The sequence below is a fragment of the Saccharomonospora iraqiensis subsp. paurometabolica YIM 90007 genome (assembly GCF_000231035.2).
In the GTDB taxonomy this organism is placed as follows: Bacteria; Actinomycetota; Actinomycetes; order Mycobacteriales; family Pseudonocardiaceae; genus Saccharomonospora; species Saccharomonospora paurometabolica.
Window position 1 is genome coordinate 60,526 of sequence record NZ_KI912218.1, and the last position, 23,609, is coordinate 84,134.

Here is a 23,609-nt window from a genome sequence, read left to right on the forward strand (position 1 = left end):
AGCCGCAGCGAGGGCGGCTCGGCCACCGCCGTGACGAGGGTGCGGGTGGCGGGGTCCACGGCCAGTCCGGTCACCGGCCCGGGCTCCGGCACGGGGACCGACCCCGCGGGCTCGACGGTGGTGCCGGGGGACTCGGGCGGCCGCGCGGCCGACGGATCCTCGACCACCTGGAGCTCGTCGGTGGGCGGTCCGGTGCCGCACGCCGCCAGCGGCCCGGCCAGCAGCACCGCCAGCAGGGCCGCGGACACGCGGGTCCGTCGGGTCGTCCGGGTCACGACGGCCACCTCTCCGGGTATCCGAACTCGATCGCGCTGACGTCGTCGAGCGCGGCGCGGATCGCGTGCGGCAGGACCAGGTCCTCGGCCGCCAGCGATCCCTTGAGCTGGGTGGTGTCGCGGGCACCGACCACCGGCGCCACCACCCCGGGCCGGTCCCGCACCCAGGACAGCGCCACCGCCAGCGGCGACACGCCCAGCCCGTCGGCGGCGGTGACCACGGCCTCCACGATGCGGGCCGCCCGGTCGGTGCGGTGCTGCTCGACGTAGCCGGCGTAGTCGGCGGACGCGCCGCGCGAGTCGGCGGGCGTGCCGGTGCGGTACTTCCCGGTCAGCACGCCCCGCCCCAACGGTGCCCACGGCAACATCCCGACGCCGTGGTGCGCGGCGGCGGGCAGCACCTCCCGCTCCACACCCCGCTCCAGCAGCGAGTACTCCGACTGCACGGACACGAGCCTACGGCGGGCCGTGGAGGCGGCGGCCGTGGCCAGCTGCCAGCCGGTGTAGTTGCACACCCCCACGTAGCGGACACGGCCGCTGGCCAGCACGTGTTCCACCGTGTCCAGGGTCTCCTCCACCGGCACGGCCCCATCCCAGGCGTGCAGTTGCCACAGGTCGACGTGGTCGACCCCGAGCCTGCGCAGCGAGCCGTCCAGCGCCGCGAGCAGGGAGCCGCGCGAGGCGCCCCCACCGAACGGCCCGTCGGCCCGGCGGGCGGCGGCCTTCGTGGCCAACACCACCCGGTCCCGGGGCACGACCTTCCCCAGCAGTGTCCCGAGCGTCCGTTCGACCTCGCCGTCGGCGTAGAGGTCGGCGGTGTCGACCAGGGTGCCGCCCGCGTCGACGAACGCCGCGAGCTGGTTGGCGGCGTCCTCGGTGTCGGCGCTGCGCGCCCAGGACAGGGTGCCCAGCCCCAGGCGGGACACCCGCAGACCGGAGGTGCCGAGCTGACGGCTTTCCATGGGGGTGAGCCTATCGACCGTGTCCGGCACCGGTGACGAAGGCGTGTCGCCGGCGCCCGGGACGGGGCCGATAGTGTCGGACCCCGTGCGATTGGGACTGAATCTCGGCTACTGGGGCGCGGGCAACGACGCCTCCAACCTGGCGATGGCCAAGCAGGCGGACGAACTCGGGTTCTCGGTGGTGTGGGTCGCGGAGGCCTACGGCTCGGACGCGCCCACGGTGCTGGCGTGGGTCGCGGCGCAGACCTCGTCGGTCGACATCGGCAGCGCGGTGTTGCAGATCCCCGCCCGCACCCCGGCGGCCACGGCGATGACGGCGGCGACCCTGGACACCCTGTCGCAGGGGCGGTTCCGCCTCGGGCTGGGCGTGTCCGGGCCGCAGGTGTCCGAGGGCTGGCACGGGGTGCGGTTCACCGCACCGCTGGCCCGCACCCGCGAGTACGTCGACATCGTGTCCACGGCGCTGCGGCGGGAGAAGGTGCGCTACGACGGCGACCACTTCACGCTGCCGCTGCCGGAGGGCCCCGGCAAGGCGCTGCGGCTGACCGTGCACCCGGTGCGCGAGCACATCCCCACCTACCTGGCCGCGATCGGGCCGCGCAACCTGGAACTGACCGGTGAGATCGCCGACGGCTGGCTGCCGGTGTTCTTCTCCCCGGAACACGCCGCCACCCAGCTCGACCACCTCCGCGCCGGGGCGGAGAAGGCGGGACGCGGACTCGACGCGCTGGACATCGCCCCCACCGTGCCGCTGGTGCCCGGCGACGACTGGCGGGTGTGTGCCGACTCGGTGCGCGCCTACGCGGCGCTGTACCTGGGCGGCATGGGCAGCCGGGACCGCAACTTCTACAACCGGCTGGCCTGCCGGATGGGCTTCGCCGACGCCGCCGCCGAGGTGCAGGAGAAGTACCTGGCCCGCGACTACGAGGGGGCGATGGCGGCGGTGCCGCTGGAGTTCCTGGACGCGACCTCGCTGCTCGGCCCCACCGACCGGATCGCCGAGCGGATGGCCGCCTTCGCCGGGGCCGGGGTGACCACGCTGACCGTCGCGCCGTTCGTGGACCCGGCCGCGGGGGCCGAGACGCTGCGCACCGCCGTCCGCGCGCTCGAACGGTCCGGGGTGGCCTGAGATGGGCTGGTTCGAAGCCCTCGTCCTGGGGCTGGTGCAGGGGCTGACCGAGTTCCTGCCCATCTCGTCCAGTGCGCACGTGCGGATCACCGCGGCCTTCGCCGGGTGGGACGACCCGGGCGCGGCGTTCACCGCCGTCACCCAGATCGGCACCGAGCTGGCGGTGCTGTTCTACTTCAGCCGCAAGATCGGCCGCATTCTGCGGAACTGGTTCCTGTCGCTGACCCGGCCGGAGTACCGGGGCGATCCGGACGCCCGGATGGGCTGGCTGATCATCGTCGGCTCGATCCCGGTCGGGGTGCTCGGCCTGTTGTTCGAGGAGCAGATCGAGAGCGTGTTCCGCGACCTGCGGCTCACCGCGCTCACCCTGATCGTGTTCGGCATCCTGCTGTGGGTGGCCGACCGGATCGGCAGCAAACAGCGCGAGCTGGACCAGCTCACGGTGCCGCACGGCCTCGGGTACGGCCTCGCGCAGGCGTTCGCGCTCATCCCGGGTGTGTCCCGGTCCGGCGGCACGATCACCGGCGGGCTGCTGCTCGGCTACAAGCGGGCCGACGCCGCCGAGTACGCGTTCCTGCTGGCGGTGCCCGCCGTGCTGGCCTCCGGCTTCTACAAGCTCACCGACATCGGCGACGGCTCCGCGCCCGGGGTCGGGCCCACGGTGCTGGCCACCGTCGTCTCGTTCGGGGTCGGCTACGCGGTGATCGCGTGGCTGATGAACTACATCCGGAAGAACAGCTTCACCCCGTTCGTGATCTACCGGGTGGTGCTCGGGCTGCTGGTGCTCGCGCTGGTGTTCACCGGCGTGCTCGACCCCAACGCGGGGCCGGTCGTGGTCGAAGGTCAGCAGTGACCCCGTAGGGTGGCCGGTGTGGGTACGGTGATCCTGCTGCGGCACGGCCGCTCGTCCGCCAACGGGTCCGGCGTCCTCGCGGGCCGCAGCCCGCGGGTGGACCTGGACGCCACCGGCAGCGGGCAGGCCGAGGCCCTGGTGGATCGGTTGGCCGGGGTGCCCCTGGCGGCGATCGTGACCTCGCCGCTGCTGCGGTGCCGGCAGACGGTGGCCCCGCTGGCCCGGCACCGGGACCTGGAGCGCCGCTCGGAGTCCCGCCTGTCCGAGGTGGACTACGGCGACTGGACCGGCCGGGAGCTGAAGACCCTGGCGAAGGAACCGTTGTGGCGGGTGGTGCAGTCCCATCCGTCCGCGGCGGTGTTCCCCGGCGGGGAAGGGCTGGCGCAGATGCAGGCCCGCGCGGTGGCGGCGGTGCGCGAGCACGACGCGCGGATCACCGCCGAGCACGGTGAACACGCGGTGTGGGCGTTGTGCAGCCACGGCGACGTTCTCAAGGCCGTGCTCGCCGACGCCCTCGGCCAGCACCTCGACGCGTTCCAACGGCTCGTGGTCGACCCCGCGTCGGTCTCCGTGGTCCGCTACACCGAGACCCGCCCGTTCGTGCTGCGGCTCAACGACCACGGCGGCGACCTCAGCGGCGTGGTGCCGGAGAAGCCGAAGAAGAAGAGACGACGTGGCCGCACACTGTCCTCCGACGCCGAGGTCGGGGGCACGACCGGAGGAAAGGACCGCGCGTGACCGGTCGGGAGAATCCACTGCTGACGCCGAGCGAGCTGCCCTACGAACTGCCCCCGTTCGACCGGATCACGGCCGGGGACTTCCCGCCCGCGTTCGAGGCGGGCATGGCCGCCCACGCCGACGAGGTGGCCGCCGTCGCGGCGAACCCGGAGCCGCCCACGTTCGACAACACGATCGTGGCGCTGGAACGCTCCGGGGAGCTGCTGAACCGGGTCTCGCAGACCTTCTTCAACCTCGTGGCCTCGCACACCGACGACGACCTGCGCCGGGTGCAGGCCGAGGTCGCGCCCCGGCTGGCCGCGCACGCCGACGCGGTGCACCTGGACGCGGCCCTGTTCGCCCGGGTCGACGAGCTGTACCGGCGGCGGGAGTCGCTGGACCTCGACGAGGAGTCGGCGTGGCTGCTGCGCCGCTACCACCGGGACTTCCGGCGCGCCGGTGCCGGACTCGGCGCCGACGACCAGGCGCGGCTGCGGGCGCTGAACGAACGCCTGTCGGCGCTGTCCACCCGATTCCAGGACAACCTGCTGGCCGACACGAATGACCTGGCCGTGCTGGTGTCCGACGAGGCCGAGCTGGCCGGACTCTCGGAGGACGCGGTCGCCGCGGCGGCCGAGGCGGCCACGGCGCGCGGCGAGCCCGGGCGGTACGCGCTGACCCTGTCGCTGCCGACGGCGCAGCCGGTGCTGGCCGCACTGGAGAACCGGGACCTGCGGGAGCGGGTGTACCGGGCGTCCCGCGGTCGCGGACACCGGGGCGGCGAGTACGACAACACCGGGGTCCTGACCGAGATCGCGCGGTTGCGCGCCGAACGGGCCGCGCTGCTGGGCTACCCGCACCACGCCGCCTACGCGGTGGAGGAGCAGACCGCGGGCACGGTCGAGGCGGCGCTGGGCATGCTGCACCGCCTGGTCCCGGCGGCGGTGGCCAACGCGCGGGAGGAGGCGGCCGACCTCGCCGGGGAGATCGCGGCCTCCGGCGCCGACCACGACCTCGAACCGTGGGACTGGGCCTTCTACGCCGAACGGGTGCGCCGGCGTCGGTACGACCTCGACGACGCGGAGCTGCGGCCGTACTTCGAGCTGGAGCGGGTGCTGCACGACGGGGTGTTCTTCGCGGCGCACCGGCTCTACGGCCTCACCTTCACCGAGCGACCGGACCTGCCCACGTACCACCCGGACGTGCGGACGTTCGAGGTGTTCGACGCCGACGGTGCCGCCCTGGGCCTGTTCCTGGCCGACCACTTCGCGCGGCCGTCGAAGCGGGGCGGGGCGTGGATGAACACCTACCGGGACCAGTCCCGCCTGCTCGGGCGGGCCCCGGTGGTGGTGAACAACCTCAACTTCGCCCGGCCGCCGGAGGGCGGGCCGGTGCTGCTGTCGTTCGACGAGGTGGAGACCGCCTTCCACGAGTTCGGGCACGCGCTGCACGGGTTGCTGTCCGACGTGCGGTATCCGACGTTTTCGGGCACCCACGTGCCGCGGGACTTCGTGGAGTTCCCGTCGCAGGTCAACGAGATGTGGGTGCTGCACCCGGAGGTGCTGGGCAACTACGCCCGGCACCACCGCACGGGTGAGCCGCTGCCGGAGCGGACGGTGCAGCGGCTGGTGGAGTCCCGCGCGTACGGGCAGGGCTTCGCGACGACGGAGTATCTGGCGGCGGCGCTGCTGGACCTGGCCTGGCACACGCTGGACGGGGACACGCGGGTGGAGGACGTGGCCGGGTTCGAGGCACAGGCGTTGGAGAAGGCGGGCGTGGCCCTGGACGCGGTGCCGCCTCGCTACGGCAGCACCTACTTCGCGCACATTTTCAGCAACGGCTACGCCGCCGGGTACTACTCCTACATCTGGAGCGAGGTGCTGGACGCGGACTCGGTGGAGTTCTTCCGCGGCAACGGCGGCCTGACCCGGGCCAACGGGGAGCGCTACCGGAGGCGGCTGCTGGCGCGGGGCGGCAGCACCGACCCGATGGCCGCGTTCCGGGACTTCCGCGGCCGCGACCCGGAGATCGGGCCGTTGCTGCAGCGGCGGGGCCTGACGGGCGCGTAGTCGTCGGTCGTGGTCGCCGGTGCCCGGCGCCGGGGCGTCAGTGTTCGGTGCCCTCGGCCATACGCGCGCGACCGGTGCGGGTGTGGCGGGGCCGTCGGGTCCAGGGCCAGGTGAGCAGTGCCCACGCGGCGAGGATCAGCGCGGCTTCGGGAAGCAGGTACCACGGCCAGGGGCCGAGCAGGTCGAGCACGGAGCCGGTGGCGGGTTTGGCGTTGAGGAACCCGAAGTTCGTGCCGGTGACACTGTTGAACACGAACGCGGCGGCCGCCCAGGTGGCGGTGAGGCTGACGGCGACGGCGTAGTGCCGCCATCCGGGCCGGAGGCCGAGTCCCCAGGTGAGATAGACCGCGGCCCAGACGACCAGCAGGTGCAGGGCCCAGAACGCGAGGAACTCGTGGTGTGGGAAGTCGGGGGAGTCGAGCACGGGGGAGACGAGCGCCTGGGCGCTCAGGGTGAGACCCCAGTAGTAGGTGAGCGCGAAGGCCCAGCGGCGGTGCGACCACAGGGCGTAGGCGGTGACGAACCCGGCCAGGTCGGACAGGTGCAGCGGGACCGCGTCGAAGGGCTGCCAGTGCCGGGAGGCGACCGTGTACAGCTGGGCGCCGACGTGCAGGGCGAGCAGCAGGAGGGCGAAGCCGCGGGTGAATCGGCGTCGGCCGGTGGGGTGGTGGCGTTGCCGCCTGCCGGCCAGGACGAGGGCGGCGACACCCGCGGCGAACACGGCCAGCACGGCCCAGTGGGAGGCGCCGTAGGCGCTGAACTCGTCCTGTGCCGTCGTCCGTGTCACGTCCCCGTCCGGCCTCGGTGCCCGCGCTGGTCGTGCCACCCATGGTGCCAGTCCAGGGACACCCATGTGGTGTATAACGACCTATACCCGCGGGCGTGGGCGAACACACTCCGCCAAGAATCCGGACACCACACCACTCACCGCAAACGCGGTGGAGGTCGGGAGAGCGACCGGGGTGGTCACCCTCCCGACCTCCGGGAGCGGCCGCTCAGACCAGGCCGAGGTTGCGGACGGCGTCCCGCTCCTCGACGAGTTCGTTGACCGAGGCGTCGATACGCGGACGGGAGAACTCGTTGATCTCCAGGCCGCGCACGATCCGGTAGGTCCCGCCCTGGCAGGTGACCGGGAACGAGGAGATGATGCCCTCGGGCACGCCGTACGAGCCGTCCGACGGGATGCCCATCGAGACCCAGTCGCCGTCCGGGGTGCCGTTCACCCAGTCGTGCATGTGGTCGATGGCGGCGTTGGCGGCGGAGGCGGCCGACGAGGCGCCCCGCGCCTCGATGATCTCGGCGCCGCGCTTGGCGACCCGCGGGATGAACTCGTCGGCGAGCCACGCCTCGTCGTTCACCGCCTCGGCGGCGTTACGGCCCTTGACCTCGGCGTTGAAGATGTCCGGGTACTGGGTGGCCGAGTGGTTGCCCCAGATGGTCATCTTCTTCACGTCGGCCACCGGCGCGTCGAGCTTGCGGGCGAGCTGGGCGATCGCGCGGTTGTGGTCGAGGCGGGTCATGGCGGTGAACCGCTCGGCGGGGACGTCGGGCGCGTGGGCCTGCGCGATGAGCGCATTGGTGTTGGCGGGGTTGCCCACGACGAGCACCTTGACGTTGTCGGCGGCGCCCGCGTTGATCGCCTCGCCCTGCGGCTTGAAGATGCCGCCGTTGGCCTCCAGCAGGTCGCCACGCTCCATGCCCTTCGTGCGCGGGCGGGCGCCCACGAGCAGGGCGACGTTGGTGCCGGCGAACGCCTCGGGGGCGTTGTCGAAGATGTCGATGCCGTGCAGCAGCGGGAATGCGCCGTCCTCGAGCTCCAGCGCGGTGCCCTCGGCCGCCTTCACCGCCTGCGGGATCTCCAGCAGGCGCAGCCGCACCGGCGTGTCCTGGCCCAGGAGCTGGCCGGAGGCGATCCGGAAGAGCAGTGCGTATCCGATCTGGCCGGCCGCTCCGGTGACCGTGACGTTGACAGGGGCCTGGGTCATGACGTTCTCTCCTGCTGACGGGTTCGGTGTTCGGTCACGTGCAGCGTGTTGACGCTGGTATCGGGATGCTATCCGCCGTCGGCGGTGCGCAGGCGGGTGCGTCACCTCACCCGGCCCGGCCGGGGAGGCGCGGAACGGATCGGCCGCGGAGGGCCCCGGCGAGGCCGCTCCCGCCGTGCCCAGCCGAATCGCCGGGTATCGCCGGGCCGGACGTGGCCCACCCCGGTCCGGGGTGGACGGTCCGATGTCACCGAGATCACCTCCCGGGTGTCGGGGTCGGGCTCCGGCGCGGGCCGCGGGGACGGATCGCGACCTTGCCCGTACCCCGGTCGATGTGGTGATATCGGTGTGAAGCCACGGCGGCGGTGGTGCGGACCCGTCGTCGGTGCGGACCCGTCGTCGGTGCGGGTGGCCGGGTCCGGTGTCGGCGTACCGTCACCGAGCGGATCCGGTGTCGGTGTGTAACCTCAGTGACCAGTATGGCCACCACCACCGATTCCGCACCGGGTTCCGAGACGCCCGCCGCCGGGCAGGAGCGGTCGACGAGCCCTGCGCACGCACAGTCCCGGTTCCCCCTCCGCACGACCGTGCTGGGGCTGATCGGCAGTCTGGTGCTGCTGCTCGCCTCCTTCGGTGCCGGGGGGATTCTGGTGCACGATCCGGTGCTGGGGTCGTCGCCGTTGTCCTGGATCCGCTACGGGCACGGGCACGCGCTGGCGACGGCGCTGCTGTACGTGGGTTTCGGCCTGGTGGTGTGGGCCTGGGTGCGGCTGGGCCGGCACGTCCTCGCGGGCCGGGTCGGCAGCAGGCCGGTCGTGGTGGCGGCGTTGACGTGGATGGCCCCGTTGCTGGTCGCGCCGCCGCTGTTCACCCGGGACGTGTTCTCCTACCTCGGGCAGGGCGCGCAGCTGTTGCACGGTCTGGACCCGTACGACTACGGGCCCGCCGCGCTCGACGTGCTGCCGAACGTGGTGGAAAACGTGCACCCGCTCTGGCAGACCACGCCCGCCCCGTACGGTCCGCTGTTCCTGTGGGTGGCCGAGCAGATCGTCGGCGTGACCGGGGACAACGTCATCGCCGGGGTGATCGTGACCCGGTTGGTGCTGCTGGCCGGGCTGGCCGGGCTGCTGTGGGCGCTGCCGCGGCTGGTGCGGCATCTCGGGGGACGGTTGCCGGTGACGATGTGGTTGGCGATCGCCAGCCCGATGACGGTGATCCACCTGGTCGGTGGCCCGCACAACGACCTGCTCATGCTGGCGCTGTTGGCGATCGGGCTGCTGGCGGCGCTGGAGCGCAAACACGCGCTCGCGATCGCCCTGGTCACCGTGGGCATGTTGATCAAGCCGACGGCGGCGATCGCGCTGCCGTTCCTCGTGTGGATCTGGGCGAATCACCTGGACGGGTCGGAGAGCCTGTTCCGGCGGTTCGTCCGGACCGTCACGCCGTCGCTGGGCATCTTCGGGGCGGTGTTCGTCGTGGGCACCTGGATCTCCCTCGGGTCGGTCAACCTCGGCTGGGTGATGGGTCTGCAGGCCCCGCAGATCATCGCGAACTGGTTGAACTTCCCCACCGGGATCGGTGAGGTGTTCCACACGCTGGTGAACCTTGTGGTCGACGTGCCGGTCTCCCCGTTCGTGACGGTGGCCCGGGGACTGGCGTGGGTGGCCCTGATCGGGGTGATGGTGTGGCAGTGGTGGCAGGCCCGGCACGGCGGCCGCGAGGCGGTGCTGCGCATGGCGGTGACCCTGCTCGCGGTCGCGTTGTTCGCGCCGCCGACCCTGCCGTGGTACCTGACCTGGGGATTCGTGATCGCGTCGGCGTTCCCGTGGCGGCGCACCCACCTGGCGGTGGTCGTCGGGGTGTCGATGTTGCTGGTGCTGGCCTACTACCCGACCGGGGAACAGAGCCTCTACGACTGGTGGTTCGTCGCCGGGGTGGTCGCGGCGAGCCTGTACGGGGCGGTGTCGCTGCTGCGGCCGGACCCGTTGGGTCTGATCACGGTGTGGCGCCGGGACCCCCGGCCGGTCGGCCCGGCGACCGGGGCCGCCGACGTCGGGACGTCGGAGGCGCCGGTGGACGGGCGTGGGGACACGGCCGTCGCCGGGGTCGGCGGCGGCCGCGGCACGGTCAGTGCGACGGACCGGGATTCGACGCCGCCCAACCCCGCCACGTCGTGACCGCGACCCGGATGAACGGGCCCCGGGGTGGCTCGTGGCGGTACTGGGGGTACTTCGCCGACAGTGCCGCCGCGGCGGCCGGGTCGGTGTCGGCCACGGTGGCGCGGCCGTCGGCGCGCACCCACCACAGCCGGGTCCAGTCGGTGTCGTCGTAGTGGTCCACCAGCAGGGACACGGTCGGGTGCGCGGCGATGTTGCGCAGCCGCCGCAGCGAGGTGGTGCGTTTCGGTTTGCTGTCCACGGCCGAGACGAGCTCGTCGGGCGCCTCGGCGGTGCCGGTGTCCAGGGCGAAGGTCACCGGGACCAGGTGCGGCAGGTCGTCCGCACCGACCGTGGCCAGGCGGGCCACCCGGGCCGCGGCGAAGCGTGCCCGGGCCCGCGCGGGGTCCATGCGCATGGACCCAGGTTAGTCGGCGCGGGGGAGTGCGCCCCGGGCGCGCTCGGGCGCGGGTGTTGACATAGGGTCGTAGGTGCCATGGCTCGTGTGATTCACGTTTTCCGTCAACCCGACCGCTTCGTCGCGGGCACCGTCGGGGAACCCGGCGACCGCACGTTCTACCTGCAGGCGTCGGAGGATACCCGGACGGTCAGTGTGACCGTCGAGAAGCAGCAGGTCTCGGTGCTGGCCGAACGGCTCGGCTCGCTGCTGGAGGAGATCTCCGGCCGGTTCGGTGCCGAGGTGCCGGACGAGGTGGCCGAGGAGCTGGTCGACAACGAACCCCTGGAGGTGCCGGTCGAGGAGGAGTTCCGGGTCGGCACGATGGGGCTGGGCTGGGACGCCGAGAGCAAGGCGGTGGTGATCGAGCTGTTGGCGATCACCGAGGGCGAGGTCGACGAGGCCGTCGTGCTGGACGACACCGAGGAGGGTCCGGACGCGGTGCGGGTGTTCCTCAGCCCGGCGGCGGCCCGCGCGTTCGCGACGCGGGCGGACCGGGTGGTCAACGCCGGCCGCAAGCCGTGCCCGTTGTGCGGGGACCCGTTGGACCCGGCCGGGCACATCTGCCCGCGGCAGAACGGCTACCGGCGCAACGCCGACCTGACCGGCACCGACACGACCACCGACCTCGACGAGGACTGACGGCGCGGTGACGGAGTACCCGGATCCGACCGATCCGGCCGCGTTCGCGCTCGTCGAGCGGGGCGGTCTGGAGGTGGAGGGCCGGCTGGTGGAGGCCTCGAACACCACGCTGCTGTGCCGGGTGGAGTCGGACGGCCTCGCCGCGCGGGCGGTGTACAAGCCGGTGGCCGGGGAGCGGCCGTTGTGGGACTTCCCGGACGGCACGCTCGCGGGTCGCGAGGTGGCGACGTATCTGATCGCCGAGGCCGCGGAGCTGGGGCGGGTGCCGCCGACGGTGCTGCGCGAGGGGCCGTTCGGCGAGGGCATGGTGCAGCTGTGGGTGGAGACCTCCGACGACGAGCCGGTGCGGGTGTGCGCGCCGGACGAGGTCCCGCCGGGCTGGCGCGTGGTGCTGCGCGCGGTCGACGAGACGGGGGATCCGGTGGTGCTGGCGCACTCGGCGGATCCGGGGGTCGCGGAGTTGGCCGTGCTCGACGTGGTCGTGAACAACACCGACCGCAAGGGCGGTCACGTGCTGTCCGGTGCGGACGGGCGGATCTACGGTGTCGACCACGGCGTGTGCCTGCATCAGGACCCGAAGCTGCGCACGGTGCTGTGGGGTTGGGTCGGCGAGCCGTTGCCGGACGGGGTGGTGGACAAGCTCCGGAAGCTGCGGTGGTCGCTCGACCACGGTCTGGGCGAGTCGCTGGCCGCCCATCTGACGGGAGCCGAGCGGGAGGCGTTGGTGCGGCGCACCGACGCGTTGCTGGCGGCGGGTGTGTTCCCCGCGCCCGGGGACGACTGGCACGCGATCCCCTGGCCGTTGTTCTGACCGGTCCGCCGCGATCCGTTCCGGCGGTCCGTGCGGCGTGGTGCCGTGACGGGGCGCGGCGCCGGGACTACGGTCGGCGGCCGTGCGTGCCCACTCGTATGACGACGTTCCCCTGGACCCCGCGGCGCGGCGTGCCCGTCGGACGGTGCGGGAGGTCGCGGCCGAACCGGGCCTGGTGGTCGAGGACCGGGCCGGCGGGTTCTGCGGCGCGGTGGTGCGGTGGGAGCACGGTGGCGTGGTCCTGGAGGACCGGCGGGGGCGGCAGCGGGTGTTCGCGGCCGGGGCGGGGCGTTCCTGCTGGAGGGTGAGCCGGTGACGCTCGTGCGGCCGCGGCCTGCGGCCGGTTCGGTGTCGGCCCGGTCGGCGTCCGGGTCGGTGCGGGTGGACGGTCTGCGGGCGCGCACGGCGCGGGATTCGCGGATCTGGGTCGAAGGGGCGCACGACGCCGAGCTGGTGGAGCGGGTCTGGGGGCACGACCTGCGGGTGGAGGGGGTCGTGGTGGAGCGGTTGGACGGGGTGGACGGTCTCGCCGGGCGGGTGGCCGGGTTCGGTCCGGGCCCGGGGCGCAGGCTCGGGGTGCTGGTGGATCATCTCGTCGCGGGGAGCAAGGAGTCGCGGCTGGTCGACGGGATCGCCGGGGTCGACGACGGGTTCGTGCTGGTCGCGGGGCATCCGTACGTGGACATCTGGCAGGCGGTCAAGCCGGCGAGTGTGGGGATCGGGGCGTGGCCGGAGGTGCCGCGGGATGTGGAGTGGAAGCAGGGTGTGTGCGCGGAGCTGGGGTGGGGGGATCCGGGTTCCGGGTGGCGCCGGGTGCTGTCCGGGGTGCGGGACTTCCGGGACGTGGAGCCGCCGTTGCTGGGGGCGATGGAGCGGCTGATCGACTTCGTGACGTCGGACGGTGGGTGAGTCGTGTCGCGCCCGCTCGCCCACCGGAGGTCACACCTTGATCACAGGGTGTGCAGCGCCCGTTGTCAGGATGGTGGGTCTGGGAGTATGGGCACATGACAGCGGCCCTCATCTGGCTCCTCGTCGGACTCGGCCTGATCGTGGCCGAGGTGCTCTCGGGCGAGTTCGTGCTGGTGATGCTCGGTGCCGGGGCGCTCGCCGGTGCGGCGTCGGCGACGGTCAGCGGGAATCCGATCATCGACGTGCTCGTGTTCGCGGTGGCGTCGGTGGGTCTGCTGGTGCTCGCCCGGCCCGCGCTGAAACGACGGTTCCTCGCCGGGTCCGGTCTGCGGACGAACACCGAGGCGTTGATCGGTACGGGTGCGGTCGCGGTGACCCGGGTGGACCACTCCGGGGGGCAGGTGAAGATCTCCGGGGACACCTGGTCGGCGCGCAGTGTCGCCGAGGGTGAGGTGATCGAGCCGGGGACCACGGTGACGGTCGTGGAGATCTCGGGGGCGACCGCGGTCGTGTCGGCGCTGTGAGGGGACCGTCGGGGCCGGTGCGGACCGCGTGAGCTGACCCTTTCCGAACGACAATAAGGAGCAGGTGATGTCGACAGCGGGTTACATCGTCGTGGCCGTGCTGGCGCTGTTCGTGGTCATCGTGGTCGCGAAGGCGTTGATGGTGGTGCCGCAGGCCCAGTCGGCGGTGGTGGAGCGGCTCGGCCGGTTCCGCACGGTGGCGTCGCCGGGGCTGAACTTCCTGGTGCCGTTCCTGGACAAGGTGCGGGCGAAGGTGGATCTGCGGGAGCAGGTGGTGTCGTTCCCGCCGCAGCCGGTGATCACGCACGACAACCTGACGGTGTCGATCGACACGGTGGTGTATTTCCAGGTCACCGACGCGCGGGCGGCGGTGTACGAGGTGTCGAACTACATCGTGGGTGTCGAGCAGATGACCACGACGACGTTGCGGAATCTGATCGGGGCGATGTCGTTGGAGGACGCGTTGACCTCCCGCGATCAGATCAACAGCCAGTTGCGGGGCGTGTTGGACGAGGCCACCGGGCGGTGGGGCATCCGGGTGGCGCGGGTCGAGTTGAAGGCGATCGACCCGCCGCCGTCGATCCAGGACTCGATGGAGAAGCAGATGCGCGCGGACCGGGAGAAGCGCGCGATGATTCTCACCGCGGAGGGTGAGCGCGAGTCGGCGATCAAGACGGCCGAGGGGCAGAAGCAGAGCCAGATCCTGGCCGCGGAGGGGTCGAAGCAGGCGGCGATCCTGGAGGCGGAGGCCGATCGGCAGTCGCACATCCTGCGGGCGCAGGGTGAGCGGGCGGCGAAGTACCTGCAGGCGCAGGGGCAGGCGAAGGCGGTGGAGAAGGTGTTCGCCGCGATCAAGGCGAGCAGGCCCACGCCGGAGGTGCTGGCGTACCAGTATCTGCAGACGCTGCCGCAGATGGCGCAGGGGGACGCGAACAAGGTGTGGCTGGTGCCCAGCGACTACGGCAAGGCGTTGGAGGGCTTCGCCAAGCAGTTCGGCGCGCCGGGTGAGGACGGGGTGTTCCGCTACGAGCCGTCGGAGCAGCAGGCCCCGGCGATGCCGTCGCTGGAGGACGAGGAGGTGGCGAGCTGGTTCGACACGGCCACCGACCCGAAGGTGGCCGAGGCGGTGCGTGCGGCGGAGGCCGTGGCACGGCAGGAGGTGCCGGATCCGATGAGCAGCGGGGGCAGCGCGCCGACGCCGCCGTCCGGGAGGTCGCCGCAGCAGTAGGAGTCCGTCGGCGATCCGGGGTCGGAAGCGCGACCCCACGACACGGCAGGTGCCCCGGTCCACGGGGCACCTGCCGTTTTTTCGTGTGTGTGCCCTCGGGCGGTCCGGGCGGACGTCGGACGGTGGCCGCACCCACACACTCGGTTACCGCAACACGCATGCTGGTACTGCAACCTGCGGTGCGTGTTGTGCCGGGGCGGCGGTGTGTGACCTTCGTGAGGGATCCTTCATTCCCGTCGATCGCGGCGTGAATGACGTGGTCAGAACGCTTTTACCGGAGCCGTGGTGGACCGTGGAATTGTCCGGGCGGGTTGACAGGTTCGCTGGCCCCTGCCTAGATTGCCACAACCAATTTGCGCGTGAAGCAACGCAATGAGACGGGTTCACACGATTCCGACTATGTCCGGACATGACGGCGCACGTCGTGGTGTCCGTGGACAGGGAGACGCATGGTTTCTGGCCGTACCCGGCGTGGTGACGCCGGACACGACCCCGATTATCCGCTCGAGGCCGTCCCGAAGGCGGCGCGCCGCTCGCCCGCGGGCCTGTTCGTCCTGCTCGCGAGCTTCTTCTTCTTCACACCCACGATGCTGGCCGGGGGGCAGACGTCGGTGGGGTTCCGGTTCGGCGACTACCTGCTGATCGCGCTGGTGGCCGCGACGGTGCTCGCGCTGTACGCGGCGCTGATGGGGGTGATCAGTTCCCGCACCGGGCTGAGCACCGTCCTGATCACCAAGGCCACGCTCGGGCGGGCCGGCGGCAAGTGGGCCGCCCTGCTGCTGGGGGGAACCCAGGTCGGCTGGTTCGCGGTCACCCTGGCCGTGCTGGGCGATCTGATCGGGCGTGCGCTGTCGTTCGACACGACCTGGCCGCTGGTGCTGGTGTTCGGCGTGGTCACGGCCACCGCCGCCTACATGGGCGCCAAGGGGCTGGAGATGTTGGGGTGGGTGGCCATCCCGCTGCTGCTGGTGCTGTGCGTGTGGATCGCGCAGCGCGCGATCAGCGACGTCGGCGGCTGGGGTGAGCTGATGGCGACCGAGCCGATCACCGAGATGAGTGTCGGCGCCGCGCTCACCGTGCTGATCGGGACGTTCGTCAGCGGCTCGACCCAGGTGGGCAACTGGTCCCGGTTCGCCCGCAGCGACCGGGGAGCCCTCATCGCGATCTTCGTCGCGGTGATCGGTGCCCAGTCGGCGATGTACTTCTTCGGCGGCCTGGGCTCGGCCGCCTACGGCGAGCCGGACTTCGTGCTCGCGCTGTACGAGATGGGGCTGGTGGCCGCGGGCGCCGGGCTGCTGCTGCTGGCGCTGTGGACGACCAACGAGAACACCGCCTACGCCTTCGGCGTGGCCGGGGCGGAGCTGTTCTCGGTCAACGACAAGCGTCCGTTCGTCGCGGGCGGTGCGGCGCTGGGCGTGGTGCTCGCGCTCACCGGCATCTACGAGTCGCTGACGGTGTTCCTGACGCTGCTGGGCACGCTCGTTCCGCCGATCGGTGGCGCGATCATGGGCCAGTTCTTCCTGGTGTGGCGCGGCCGGTTGCCGCGGCAGTACCTGACCGAGAAGGGCGGCGTGACCGGCGTGCCGATGCTGCGGTGGAGCTGCCTGGCCGCGTACCTGACCGGCACGGTGGCCGCCGGGCTGGGGTCGGCGTTCGACGTCGGTATCCCCGCGGTGCAGGGCATCGTCGTCGCGGCCGTGGCCGCCCCGCTGTTCCACCTGCTGCTGTCCCGGGGCCGCGGCCCGGACACGGGGAACCCGTCCGGGGCGACGGGCACCGCGGAGGCGGGAAGCGCCGCGGAGGCGGGGAGCGCGGAGCCCACGCGATGACCACGAGAGGAGACGACCCGGTGGCACACGGGCACACCTGGCCGGAGGGGGTGCGGGCGGCGGCGTCGTTCACCTTCGACGTGGACGCCGAGTCCTGCGCCCTGGCGGCGGACCGATCCACCCACGACCGCATGTCGTTGATGTCGCACCAGTCGTACGGGCCGCTGGTCGCGGTGCCCCGGCTGCTGGGGATCCTGCACCGCCAGGAGATCCGGGCGACGTTCTTCGTGCCGGGGCTGACCGCGGAGATGTATCCGGACATGGTGCGCCGGATCCGGGACGCGGGCCACGAGATCGCCCACCACGGCTACACGCACGAGCCGATGGGGTCGCTGACCCGCGACCAGGAGGCCCGGGTGCTCGACCGGGGCCTGGCGGCGCTGGAGTCGGTGGCCGGGGTGCGGCCGTCCGGCTACCGCGCGCCGTGGTGGGAGCTGAACTGGCACACCCCGGAACTGCTGCTGGAACGGGGTTTCGTCTACGAGACGAGCCTGCTGGACGGGGACCGTCCGTACGCGCTCGGCCCGGTGACCGGGCCGGACACCGGGGAGTCGCTGGTGGAGATCCCGGTGGACTGGGCCCTGGACGACTGGGAGCAGTACGCGTTCTACCCGGGTTGGACCGGCAGCGGGGTGATCGAGTCGCCCGCGAAGGCGCGGGAGCTGTGGCAGTTGGAGGCCGAGGCGATGCACCGCGAGGGCGGGTGTTTCGTGCTGACCAACCACCCGTTCCTCAGCGGGCGGCCCGGCCGTGCCCACGCGCTGGAGGAGCTGATCGAGCGGGTGAAGGACCTCGAGGGCATGTGGGTCACCACCCTGGACGAGATCGCCGGGCACACCCGGTCGCTGGGGCTGCCGCCGTACCGGCACCAGCGGATGTCGACCGAGCAGGTGCGGGACGCGTTCGCGCACCTCGAGGACTCCGGGGAGGCGTGATGGGTCCGGTCCCGACTCTCGACGAGGCGGACGCGGCGGGCCTGGAAGCGGCCTACCGGCAGGCGCGGGAGGGGTTCGCCGAGGGCGGTGTCCCGATCGGCGCGAGCCTGGCCGAGGACGGGCGGGTGGTGGCCACCGGCCGCAACCTGCGGGTGCAGGAGGGTGATCCCACCGCGCACGGCGAGATCACCTGCCTGCGCCACGCCGGCCGCCGCACCGGCTACCGGTCCACGACCCTGTACACCACGTTGGCGCCGTGCGCGATGTGCGCGGGCGCGATCGTCCAGTTCCGCATCCCGCGGGTCGTCATCGGTGAGGCCACCACGTTCGGCGGCCACCTCGACCTGCTGCGCGCGCACGGCACGGAGGTGCTGGTGGCCGACGACCCGCGCTGCCGCGACCTGATGACCGAGTTCCAGCGCCGGTCCCCGCGGGTGTGGGCCGAGGACATCGGCGACTGACCGGCCGGGCGCACGATGCCCGATTCCGACGGGGCCGGCCCGCGGCACGGGTGGTGCCGGCCGACGAGTTCCGTCCGCACGACACGGCGGACACGACACGCAGGAGGAACGATGAGCGAGACGCTCGAACGGCTGAAGATCATCCACAACGGGGAGAAGGAACAGCGCACCTTCTCCGACGCGGAGATGGAGCGTCGGCTGTCGACGCTGCGTAAGATCATGGCCGACGACGGGGTGGACGTGGCGCTGCTGACCTCGTACCACAACGTCAAGTACTACTCGGACTTCCTCTACACCGCCTTCGGCCGGAACTACGCCTACGTGGTCACCGCCGACGACGCGTTCACGGTGTCGGCCAACATCGACGGTGGCATGCCGTGGCGGCGCACCTACGGCGACAACGTCGTCTACACCGACTGGCAGCGGGACAACTTCTTCCACGTGATCAAGGAGACGTTGCGGTCGCGGGGTGTGCGGGTCCGGCGGGTCGGTGTCGAGGACGACACGCTGCCGGTGCAGCTGCGGCAGAAGTTCCAGGACACCTTCGACGACGCCACCCTGGTGGACATCTCGCAGGCGGCGATGCGGCAGCGCATGATCAAGTCGCCGGAGGAGATCGAGGTCATCAAGCACGGCGCCCGGATCGGTGACCTCGGTGGGGAGGCCGTGAAGGCCGCCATCGCCGAGGGTGTGACCGAGTACGAGGTGGCGCTGGCCGGGACCGAGGCGATGGTGCACGAGATCGCCCGCACCTTCCCCGCCAGCGAGATCCGGGACACGTGGGTGTGGTTCCAGTCCGGGGTGAACACCGACGGTGCGCACAACTGGCCGACCACGCGGAAGCTGCGGCAGGGGGACATCCTCAGCCTGAACTGCTTCCCGATGACGTCGGGCTACTACACCGCGCTGGAGCGGACCATGTTCCTCGGTGAGCCGGACGCGCGGTCGCTTCAGCTGTGGAACATCAACGTGGACGTGCACCGGCGCGGTCTGGACCTGATCCGGCCCGGCATCAGCTGCGGCGAGATCGCGCACACGCTGAACGAGATCTACATCGAGCACGGTCTGCTGGCCAACCGCACCTTCGGTTACGGCCACTCGTTCGGTGTGCTCAGCCACTACTACGGCCGGGAGGCCGGGCTGGAGCTGCGGGAGGACATCGAGACGGTGCTGGAACCGGGCATGGTGGTCTCCATGGAGCCGATGATCATGGTGCCGGAGGGTGAGCCCGGTGCGGGCGGCTACCGGGAGCACGACATCCTGGTGGTCACCGAGAACGGCGCGGAGAACATCACGAAGTTCCCGTTCGGCCCGGAGCACAACATCGTCCGCGGCTGACACGGACCCGCCTCCGCCGCGCCCGCCTCGCCCCCTGGGCGGGTGCGGCGGAGGCGCCACCGGGTGACACGAGAGGATGTCGGCATGGTGAACGACGTCACGGACGCGGGCGAGCGGCCCGGTGGCGAGGGCCGGGCGATGTCGGTGCTGTCCAACGGCATCGCCGTACTGGGGGCCTTCAGCAGCGAGGAACCCGAACTCGGAGTGACCGAGATCGCCGCCCGGGTGGGGCTACACAAGAGCACGGTGTCGCGCATCCTGGCGACCCTGGAGCGGGAGAACCTGGTCGAGCGGGACGAGCCGTCGCGGCGGTTCCGGCTGGGGCTGGGGGTGCTGGCGCTGGCCGGGCCGTTGCTGGCCGACCTGGACGTGCGGCGGGCGGCCTACCCGGTGCTGGCCGACCTGACCCGCCGCACCGGGGAGACGGCGGCGCTGATGGTGTGGAACGACACCGAGTCGATCTGTGTGGAGCAGGTGGCCAGCCCGCACCAAGTCAAGCACACCACCCCGCTGGGCACCCGGTACAACACGGCGGCGAGCTCGTCGGTGCAGGTGTTCTGCGCCGACCTGGAGGAGAACCGGGTGCGGGGCCTGCTGGAACGCGGGGTGCTGCACATGCCCGGCGTGGACGAGCACACCGTCGCCGCCTACGTCGACCGGCTGGCCGAGGTGCGCAAACTCGGCTACGCGGTGAACTACGGCGAGACGTCGCTGGAGGAGGCCGGCCTCGCCGCCCCGGTGGCCGACCACCGGGGCGAGCAGGTGGCCGCGGTGCTGCTGTCGGCGCCCCGGTTCCGCGTCTCCCGCGACCAACTCGAGCTGTACGGCGAGGTGGTGCGGGAGGCCGCCGCGGCCATCACCGCCCGGCTCGGCGGGGCCTGACCGCGGCGGCGCCTCACGCGGACGGCAACCGCAGCAGATTCTCGGCGACCTCGCCGAGGTCGGCGCCGGTCACGTCGGCGGGGGTGAAGACGTCACCGTAGCGGCCTTCGAGGCGGGCGCACCAGCCGGCGAGGCAGCCGGCGCGTTTGGCTCCGTGGCAGTCCCAGGCGTGTACCGCGACCAGCGCCATGGTTGCCGGGGAGACCCCGAGCTGGTGGGCGGCGACGCGGTAGATGGACGGGGCGGGTTTCCAGATCCCGGCCTGCTCCGCGGTGATCACCTGGTCGACGTGGCGGGCGAGCCCCGCCTGTTCGAGGAACCGTTCCGTATTGTCCGCCCTGCCGACGGTCAGGCAGCCGATGCGCACCCCGGCCTCGGACAGCTGCCGCAGCGCGGGTTCGGCGTCGGGGTGGGCGGGCAGCTGCCCGAAACCGGCCAGGACGTGGTCGATGTCCTCCTCGGTGGCGGTGTGTTGCGTGTCGGTGCGCAGCGCCTGGCGGGCGACCGACTCGAACGTCCCGAAGTCCCCGGACAGGGTCAGCGCCATCGAGTCGCGCTGGAACCGCATGAACCACGGCTGCAGCAGGTCCGCCGGCTGGCCGATCTCCTCCATCCGGGTGCGGAGCGGCTCCAGATTCAACAACGTTTCGAGCACGTCGAACGCGACGGCGTGCGGGCGAGTGGACACGGGACCTCCTCGGTCGTACAGAGCGACGGGCGCGGTGACGGCCGCACGTCACCGGACCGGGAGTACCCCACGGGCGGCGGATCACATCCCGGCCGCCGCGGCCGGGTCGTGCCCCGGGCGCGACGGCCGGGCGACGGGTTTCACCTGCGGGCGAGTCGGTCGCTGACCAGACGGTTGAGGCTCACACCTTCCTCAGCGGCCTCGGTGGCGAGCCTGCGGTGCAGCGTCTCGGGGATACGGACGTTGAACCGCCCCGAGAACTGCTGGTCCGCGAGTGGGACCGGGATCTGCTCACCCGCCTCCCGCAGGTCCGCCACTGCCTCGGCGGCGACCCGCTCCACCCCGGTCAGCGCGTCCTGCGGTGTCGCGGCGAGCCAGGACAGCGACGGGAGTTCCAGGCACGTCGCGACGAATTCCCCGTCTTCTGCTGACCAGGTGACACGGTAGGTGTAGTGCGAGGGATCAATCGCCGTCATCGTTGCCACCTTCCCATCGGTCGATCGCTTTGAGTACCTGGCGGACCTGGTATGCCTTCGCCTGCTCACGATCGGACTGGATGTTCACGCGCGGGTCACCGCACCACGGCGTGCGGAATACCAGGTGCGAACCACCCGACTGGGCCCCGTACTCCAAGCTGGCCTGAGGGGCAGAGTAGAGCGATCCCGGTGAGGTGCTGGCCTGGAGGCTCGATAGCGTGCGCATGTGCAGCGCGAGTGGGCCTCGGAAGAGCTGGTCGAGTCGTGGACGCTAGTTGGTGATGACTGGCGCCTGGTGGGCAACAAGTCTGGGGCCACGCGGCTGGGATTCGCCCTGTTGCTGAAGTTCTTCGAGATCGAGGCACGGTTCCCGCGCTATGCCGAGGAGGTTCCGTCGCAGGCGGTTGGCTACGTCGCTGAGCAGGTCGGCGTGGACGCCGAGGAGTTCGCCCGCTACTCGTGGCGCTCTCGCTCGATCAAAGATCATCGAGCGCAGATTCGGGCCGCGTTCGGTTTCCGCGAGTTCTCCCGGGGTGATGAGGGCAAGCTGGCCGGATGGTTGGCCGAGGAGGTCTGCCCGGTCGAGCTGCGTGAGGACCGGCTGCGGCAGGCGGTGTTGGTGCGCTGCCGCGCCGAGGGGATCGAGCCACCCGGGCGGCTGGATCCCCTCGGCGCGGCGCGCTCGACGTTCGAGTAGCGGTTTTGCCAGCGCACCGTCGAGCGTCTATCGGCGGCGAGTGTGGCGGTGCTGGAGGCCTTGGTCGCCGAGGACGACTCTGCGGGGCGAGGTCTGTTGGCGGAGTTGAAGGCCGATCCCGGTCAGGTCGGGTTGGAGACGGTGTTGGCCGAGATCGACAAGCTGACCGCGGTACGCGAGCTGGGGCTGCCGAGCGGGCTGTTCGCCGACGCCTCGGAGAAGCTGGTGGCCGCCTGGCGGGCGCGGGCGATGCGCTCGTACCCGTCCGACCTGCGGGATAGCCCCCGCGAGGTGCGGCTGACGCTGTTGGCGGCGTTGTGCTGGATGCGTCAAACCGAGATCACTGATGCCCTGGTGGACCTGCTGATCGGGCTTGTGCACAAGATCAATACGAAGGCGGATCGCAAGGTCGAGCGCGAGCTCAGTACCGGCCCGACGACGCTGGCACCTGGGCTCACCTCGGTCCCGTGCTGACCAGGCCGATCAAGTGGGACCTCATCGCCCAGCAGTACGACCGAATGGTCAAATACGCCACCGCGCTACGGCTGGGCACTGCCGAGTCGGAGTCGATCCTGCGCCGCTTCACCCGCGGCGGCCCGAAGCACCCCACCTACCAAGCCCCGGAAGGACCTCGGCCGCGCGGTGCGCACCATCTTCGCTTGCGACTACCTCGCCGACGAAGACCTGCGCCGTGAGATCCACGGCGGGCTGCGGGTCGTGGAGAACTGGAACTCCGGCAACGGCGTGATCTTCTACGGCAAAAACACCGAGCTCACCGGCCCCGACCGCGAGTCCGCCGAAGTCTCCATGCTCGCCTTGCACCTACTCCAGTCGGCATTGGTGCACGTCAACACCCTGCTGCTGCAACACGTCCTCGACAGCCCAGGCTGGGACGAGCTCCTCGGCCCTCACGAACGCCGGGCGCTGAGCCCGCTGTTTTGGTCCAACATCAACCCCTACGGGCGCTTCCGCCTGGACATGACCACACGCCTCGACCTTCCGCTCCCGTCCCGCTGAGGGATCCCCTTGCGAACCAGTAAGAGCCCCTAACACATTGATGATCTTGGTTTGAGATGATCTTGGTGTGGCTGCGCCGTGGGTCGTGTCGGACGAGTTGTGGTCGCGGATCGAGCCGTTGCTGCCAGTACGTCCTGCTGGCAGGACGGGGCCGAAGCCGCTGCCGGATCGGCAGGTGCTGCAGGGCATCCTGTTCGTGCTCTACACCGGGATCGGGTGGGAGGACCTGCCGCAGGAGCTGGGCTTCGGCTCCGGCATGACCTGTTGGCGGCGGTTGCGGGACTGGCAGGAGGCGGGCGTGTTCGACCGGCTGCACGAGGTGTTGCTGGCCGAACTGAACGCGGCCGCGGCCATCGACTGGTCCCGGGCGTGTGTGGACGCGTCGCACGTGCGCGCGAAAAGGGGGGCCCGGACACGGGGCCGAGCCCGGTCGACCGAGCCAAGACCGGCTCGAAGCACCATGTGATCTGCGACGGGGGCGGCATCCCCCTCGCCGTGCGCCTCACCGGCGGCAACCGCAGGCGACATCACCCAACTCCTACCGCTGGTCGAGGCCATCCCACCGGTAC

At 71.6% G+C, this 23,609-nt stretch carries 24 protein-coding genes and 3 pseudogenes; 20 read left to right on the forward strand and 7 right to left on the reverse strand.

The features are described from left to right. Both SACPADRAFT_RS33770 and SACPADRAFT_RS0207385 read right to left on the reverse strand, forming a co-directional pair. Positions 1-275: pseudogene (locus tag SACPADRAFT_RS33770) on the reverse strand (hypothetical protein); the annotation flags it as partial. Beyond that, positions 272-1,237, reverse strand: coding sequence for an aldo/keto reductase (locus SACPADRAFT_RS0207385; RefSeq protein WP_007023952.1), 966 nt, complete (start codon positions 1,235-1,237; stop codon positions 272-274). The pseudogene SACPADRAFT_RS33770 and the gene SACPADRAFT_RS0207385, both read right to left, overlap by 4 nt. Before the next feature lie 85 nt (positions 1,238-1,322). On the opposite strand from SACPADRAFT_RS0207385, the gene SACPADRAFT_RS0207390 reads away from it, so the two are divergent. From SACPADRAFT_RS0207390 to SACPADRAFT_RS0207405, 4 genes are read left to right on the forward strand one after another with little or no spacing between them, the layout of a single operon-like run. Then, positions 1,323-2,366 carry an LLM class F420-dependent oxidoreductase gene (locus SACPADRAFT_RS0207390; RefSeq protein WP_028662298.1) on the forward strand — a complete coding sequence of 348 codons (1,044 nt, stop codon included), beginning with the start codon at positions 1,323-1,325 and terminating at the stop codon, positions 2,364-2,366. 1 nt (position 2,367) lies between these two features. Continuing rightward, positions 2,368-3,219 carry an undecaprenyl-diphosphate phosphatase gene (locus tag SACPADRAFT_RS0207395; RefSeq protein ID WP_007023950.1) on the forward strand — a complete coding sequence of 284 codons (852 nt, stop codon included), beginning with the start codon at positions 2,368-2,370 and terminating at the stop codon, positions 3,217-3,219. Between the two features lie 18 nt (positions 3,220-3,237). Next, on the forward strand, positions 3,238-3,957 hold the full coding sequence (locus SACPADRAFT_RS0207400) for a histidine phosphatase family protein (RefSeq protein WP_007023949.1): 720 nt from the start codon (positions 3,238-3,240) through the stop codon (positions 3,955-3,957). Continuing rightward, complete coding sequence (locus tag SACPADRAFT_RS0207405) at positions 3,954-6,005, forward strand: M3 family metallopeptidase (RefSeq protein WP_007023948.1); 2,052 nt, start codon at positions 3,954-3,956, stop codon at positions 6,003-6,005. The genes SACPADRAFT_RS0207400 and SACPADRAFT_RS0207405 overlap by 4 nt, the downstream gene beginning before the upstream one ends. A gap of 37 nt (positions 6,006-6,042) precedes the next feature. Here SACPADRAFT_RS0207405 and SACPADRAFT_RS0207410 read toward each other — a convergent pair whose 3' ends face one another. Then, a complete protein-coding gene (locus SACPADRAFT_RS0207410; RefSeq protein ID WP_007023947.1) occupies positions 6,043-6,792 on the reverse strand; it encodes a YwaF family protein in 750 nt (249 codons plus the stop codon). 208 nt (positions 6,793-7,000) lie between these two features. Further along, complete coding sequence (locus SACPADRAFT_RS0207415; protein ID WP_007023946.1) at positions 7,001-7,990, reverse strand: malate dehydrogenase; 990 nt, start codon at positions 7,988-7,990, stop codon at positions 7,001-7,003. A gap of 479 nt (positions 7,991-8,469) precedes the next feature. Here SACPADRAFT_RS0207415 and mptB point away from each other — a divergent pair, with 479 nt between their 5' ends. After that, the gene (gene mptB, locus SACPADRAFT_RS0207420) at positions 8,470-10,167 is read left to right on the forward strand and encodes a polyprenol phosphomannose-dependent alpha 1,6 mannosyltransferase MptB (RefSeq protein ID WP_007023945.1); all 1,698 of its coding nucleotides are present in this window, start codon (positions 8,470-8,472) and stop codon (positions 10,165-10,167) included. Here mptB and SACPADRAFT_RS0207425 read toward each other — a convergent pair. Next, the gene (locus SACPADRAFT_RS0207425) at positions 10,118-10,564 is read right to left on the reverse strand and encodes a TIGR03668 family PPOX class F420-dependent oxidoreductase (RefSeq protein WP_007023944.1); all 447 of its coding nucleotides are present in this window, start codon (positions 10,562-10,564) and stop codon (positions 10,118-10,120) included. The two genes, mptB and SACPADRAFT_RS0207425, sit on opposite strands and share 50 nt — an antisense overlap. A 78-nt stretch (positions 10,565-10,642) precedes the next feature. Here SACPADRAFT_RS0207425 and SACPADRAFT_RS0207430 point away from each other — a divergent pair, with 78 nt between their 5' ends. The 10 genes and pseudogenes from SACPADRAFT_RS0207430 (at position 10,643) to SACPADRAFT_RS0207475 (ending at position 20,162) form a co-directional block, all read left to right on the forward strand. Then, on the forward strand, positions 10,643-11,245 hold the full coding sequence (locus SACPADRAFT_RS0207430; RefSeq protein WP_007023943.1) for a DUF3090 domain-containing protein: 603 nt from the start codon (positions 10,643-10,645) through the stop codon (positions 11,243-11,245). A 7-nt stretch (positions 11,246-11,252) separates the two neighbouring features. Then, entirely contained in the window at positions 11,253-12,056 is an 804-nt protein-coding gene (locus SACPADRAFT_RS0207435) for an SCO1664 family protein (protein WP_007023942.1), read from the forward strand. Positions 12,057-12,138: 82 nt separating this feature from the next. Continuing rightward, positions 12,139-12,965 (forward strand): annotated as a pseudogene (locus tag SACPADRAFT_RS26105) (DUF3097 domain-containing protein). 95 nt (positions 12,966-13,060) lie between these two features. Continuing rightward, entirely contained in the window at positions 13,061-13,489 is a 429-nt protein-coding gene (locus tag SACPADRAFT_RS0207445; protein WP_007023939.1) for an NfeD family protein, read from the forward strand. Positions 13,490-13,556: 67 nt separating this feature from the next. Continuing rightward, entirely contained in the window at positions 13,557-14,717 is a 1,161-nt protein-coding gene (locus SACPADRAFT_RS0207450; RefSeq protein WP_007023938.1) for an SPFH domain-containing protein, read from the forward strand. Positions 14,718-15,166: 449 nt separating this feature from the next. Further along, on the forward strand, positions 15,167-16,546 hold the full coding sequence (locus SACPADRAFT_RS0207455) for a cytosine permease (RefSeq protein ID WP_007023937.1): 1,380 nt from the start codon (positions 15,167-15,169) through the stop codon (positions 16,544-16,546). Then, positions 16,543-17,481 carry a polysaccharide deacetylase family protein gene (locus SACPADRAFT_RS26110; RefSeq protein WP_051442408.1) on the forward strand — a complete coding sequence of 313 codons (939 nt, stop codon included), beginning with the start codon at positions 16,543-16,545 and terminating at the stop codon, positions 17,479-17,481. Before SACPADRAFT_RS0207455 ends, SACPADRAFT_RS26110 begins: the two co-directional genes overlap by 4 nt. Beyond that, positions 17,481-17,942, forward strand: a complete 462-nt coding sequence (locus tag SACPADRAFT_RS0207465) for a nucleoside deaminase (protein ID WP_007023935.1) — start codon at positions 17,481-17,483, stop codon at positions 17,940-17,942. Before SACPADRAFT_RS26110 ends, SACPADRAFT_RS0207465 begins: the two co-directional genes overlap by 1 nt. Positions 17,943-18,053: 111 nt before the next feature. Beyond that, entirely contained in the window at positions 18,054-19,280 is a 1,227-nt protein-coding gene (locus tag SACPADRAFT_RS0207470) for an aminopeptidase P family protein (RefSeq protein WP_007023934.1), read from the forward strand. A gap of 84 nt (positions 19,281-19,364) precedes the next feature. Next, a complete protein-coding gene (locus SACPADRAFT_RS0207475) occupies positions 19,365-20,162 on the forward strand; it encodes an IclR family transcriptional regulator (RefSeq protein WP_007023933.1) in 798 nt (265 codons plus the stop codon). Positions 20,163-20,175: 13 nt separating this feature from the next. On the opposite strand, the gene SACPADRAFT_RS0207480 is transcribed toward SACPADRAFT_RS0207475, so the two are convergent. Together SACPADRAFT_RS0207480 and SACPADRAFT_RS0207485 are read right to left on the reverse strand one after the other, a co-directional pair. Beyond that, complete coding sequence (locus SACPADRAFT_RS0207480) at positions 20,176-20,850, reverse strand: haloacid dehalogenase type II (protein WP_007023932.1); 675 nt, start codon at positions 20,848-20,850, stop codon at positions 20,176-20,178. Positions 20,851-20,990: 140 nt separating this feature from the next. Next, positions 20,991-21,326 (reverse strand): type II toxin-antitoxin system HicB family antitoxin, encoded by a 336-nt coding sequence (locus SACPADRAFT_RS0207485; protein WP_007023931.1) that lies wholly within the window; start codon positions 21,324-21,326, stop codon positions 20,991-20,993. 226 nt (positions 21,327-21,552) lie between these two features. Here SACPADRAFT_RS0207485 and SACPADRAFT_RS33775 point away from each other — a divergent pair, with 226 nt between their 5' ends. From SACPADRAFT_RS33775 to SACPADRAFT_RS26125, 5 genes and pseudogenes are all read left to right on the forward strand, one after another. Next, positions 21,553-22,023 (forward strand): DUF4158 domain-containing protein, encoded by a 471-nt coding sequence (locus tag SACPADRAFT_RS33775; RefSeq protein WP_007023930.1) that lies wholly within the window; start codon positions 21,553-21,555, stop codon positions 22,021-22,023. Positions 22,024-22,065: 42 nt separating this feature from the next. Next, entirely contained in the window at positions 22,066-22,497 is a 432-nt protein-coding gene (locus SACPADRAFT_RS33780; RefSeq protein WP_233357136.1) for a hypothetical protein, read from the forward strand. Then, positions 22,491-22,559, forward strand: a pseudogene (locus tag SACPADRAFT_RS34475) (hypothetical protein); the annotation flags it as partial. The gene SACPADRAFT_RS33780 and the pseudogene SACPADRAFT_RS34475, both read left to right, overlap by 7 nt. Positions 22,560-22,575: 16 nt before the next feature. After that, complete coding sequence (locus SACPADRAFT_RS33785) at positions 22,576-23,040, forward strand: Tn3 family transposase (protein ID WP_407690018.1); 465 nt, start codon at positions 22,576-22,578, stop codon at positions 23,038-23,040. 67 nt (positions 23,041-23,107) lie between these two features. Next, positions 23,108-23,506: an IS5 family transposase gene (locus SACPADRAFT_RS26125; RefSeq protein WP_198048280.1), complete on the forward strand. Its 399-nt coding sequence runs from the start codon at positions 23,108-23,110 to the stop codon at positions 23,504-23,506. Positions 23,507-23,609: the final 103 nt, after the last annotated feature.

Coding starts and splice junctions, on each gene's coding strand:
- SACPADRAFT_RS0207385 (WP_007023952.1), bottom strand. CDS start 1,237: ATGGAAAGCCGTCAGCTCGGCACCTCCGGTCTGCGGGTGTCCCGCCTG.
- SACPADRAFT_RS0207395 (WP_007023950.1), top strand. CDS start 2,368: ATGGGCTGGTTCGAAGCCCTCGTCCTGGGGCTGGTGCAGGGGCTGACC.
- SACPADRAFT_RS0207415 (WP_007023946.1), bottom strand. CDS start 7,990: ATGACCCAGGCCCCTGTCAACGTCACGGTCACCGGAGCGGCCGGCCAG.
- mptB (WP_007023945.1), top strand. CDS start 8,470: ATGGCCACCACCACCGATTCCGCACCGGGTTCCGAGACGCCCGCCGCC.
- SACPADRAFT_RS0207425 (WP_007023944.1), bottom strand. CDS start 10,564: ATGCGCATGGACCCCGCGCGGGCCCGGGCACGCTTCGCCGCGGCCCGG.
- SACPADRAFT_RS0207430 (WP_007023943.1), top strand. CDS start 10,643: ATGGCTCGTGTGATTCACGTTTTCCGTCAACCCGACCGCTTCGTCGCG.
- SACPADRAFT_RS0207445 (WP_007023939.1), top strand. CDS start 13,061: ATGACAGCGGCCCTCATCTGGCTCCTCGTCGGACTCGGCCTGATCGTG.
- SACPADRAFT_RS0207450 (WP_007023938.1), top strand. CDS start 13,557: ATGTCGACAGCGGGTTACATCGTCGTGGCCGTGCTGGCGCTGTTCGTG.
- SACPADRAFT_RS0207455 (WP_007023937.1), top strand. CDS start 15,167: ATGGTTTCTGGCCGTACCCGGCGTGGTGACGCCGGACACGACCCCGAT.
- SACPADRAFT_RS26110 (WP_051442408.1), top strand. CDS start 16,543: ATGACCACGAGAGGAGACGACCCGGTGGCACACGGGCACACCTGGCCG.
- SACPADRAFT_RS0207465 (WP_007023935.1), top strand. CDS start 17,481: ATGGGTCCGGTCCCGACTCTCGACGAGGCGGACGCGGCGGGCCTGGAA.
- SACPADRAFT_RS0207470 (WP_007023934.1), top strand. CDS start 18,054: ATGAGCGAGACGCTCGAACGGCTGAAGATCATCCACAACGGGGAGAAG.
- SACPADRAFT_RS0207475 (WP_007023933.1), top strand. CDS start 19,365: ATGGTGAACGACGTCACGGACGCGGGCGAGCGGCCCGGTGGCGAGGGC.
- SACPADRAFT_RS0207485 (WP_007023931.1), bottom strand. CDS start 21,326: ATGACGGCGATTGATCCCTCGCACTACACCTACCGTGTCACCTGGTCA.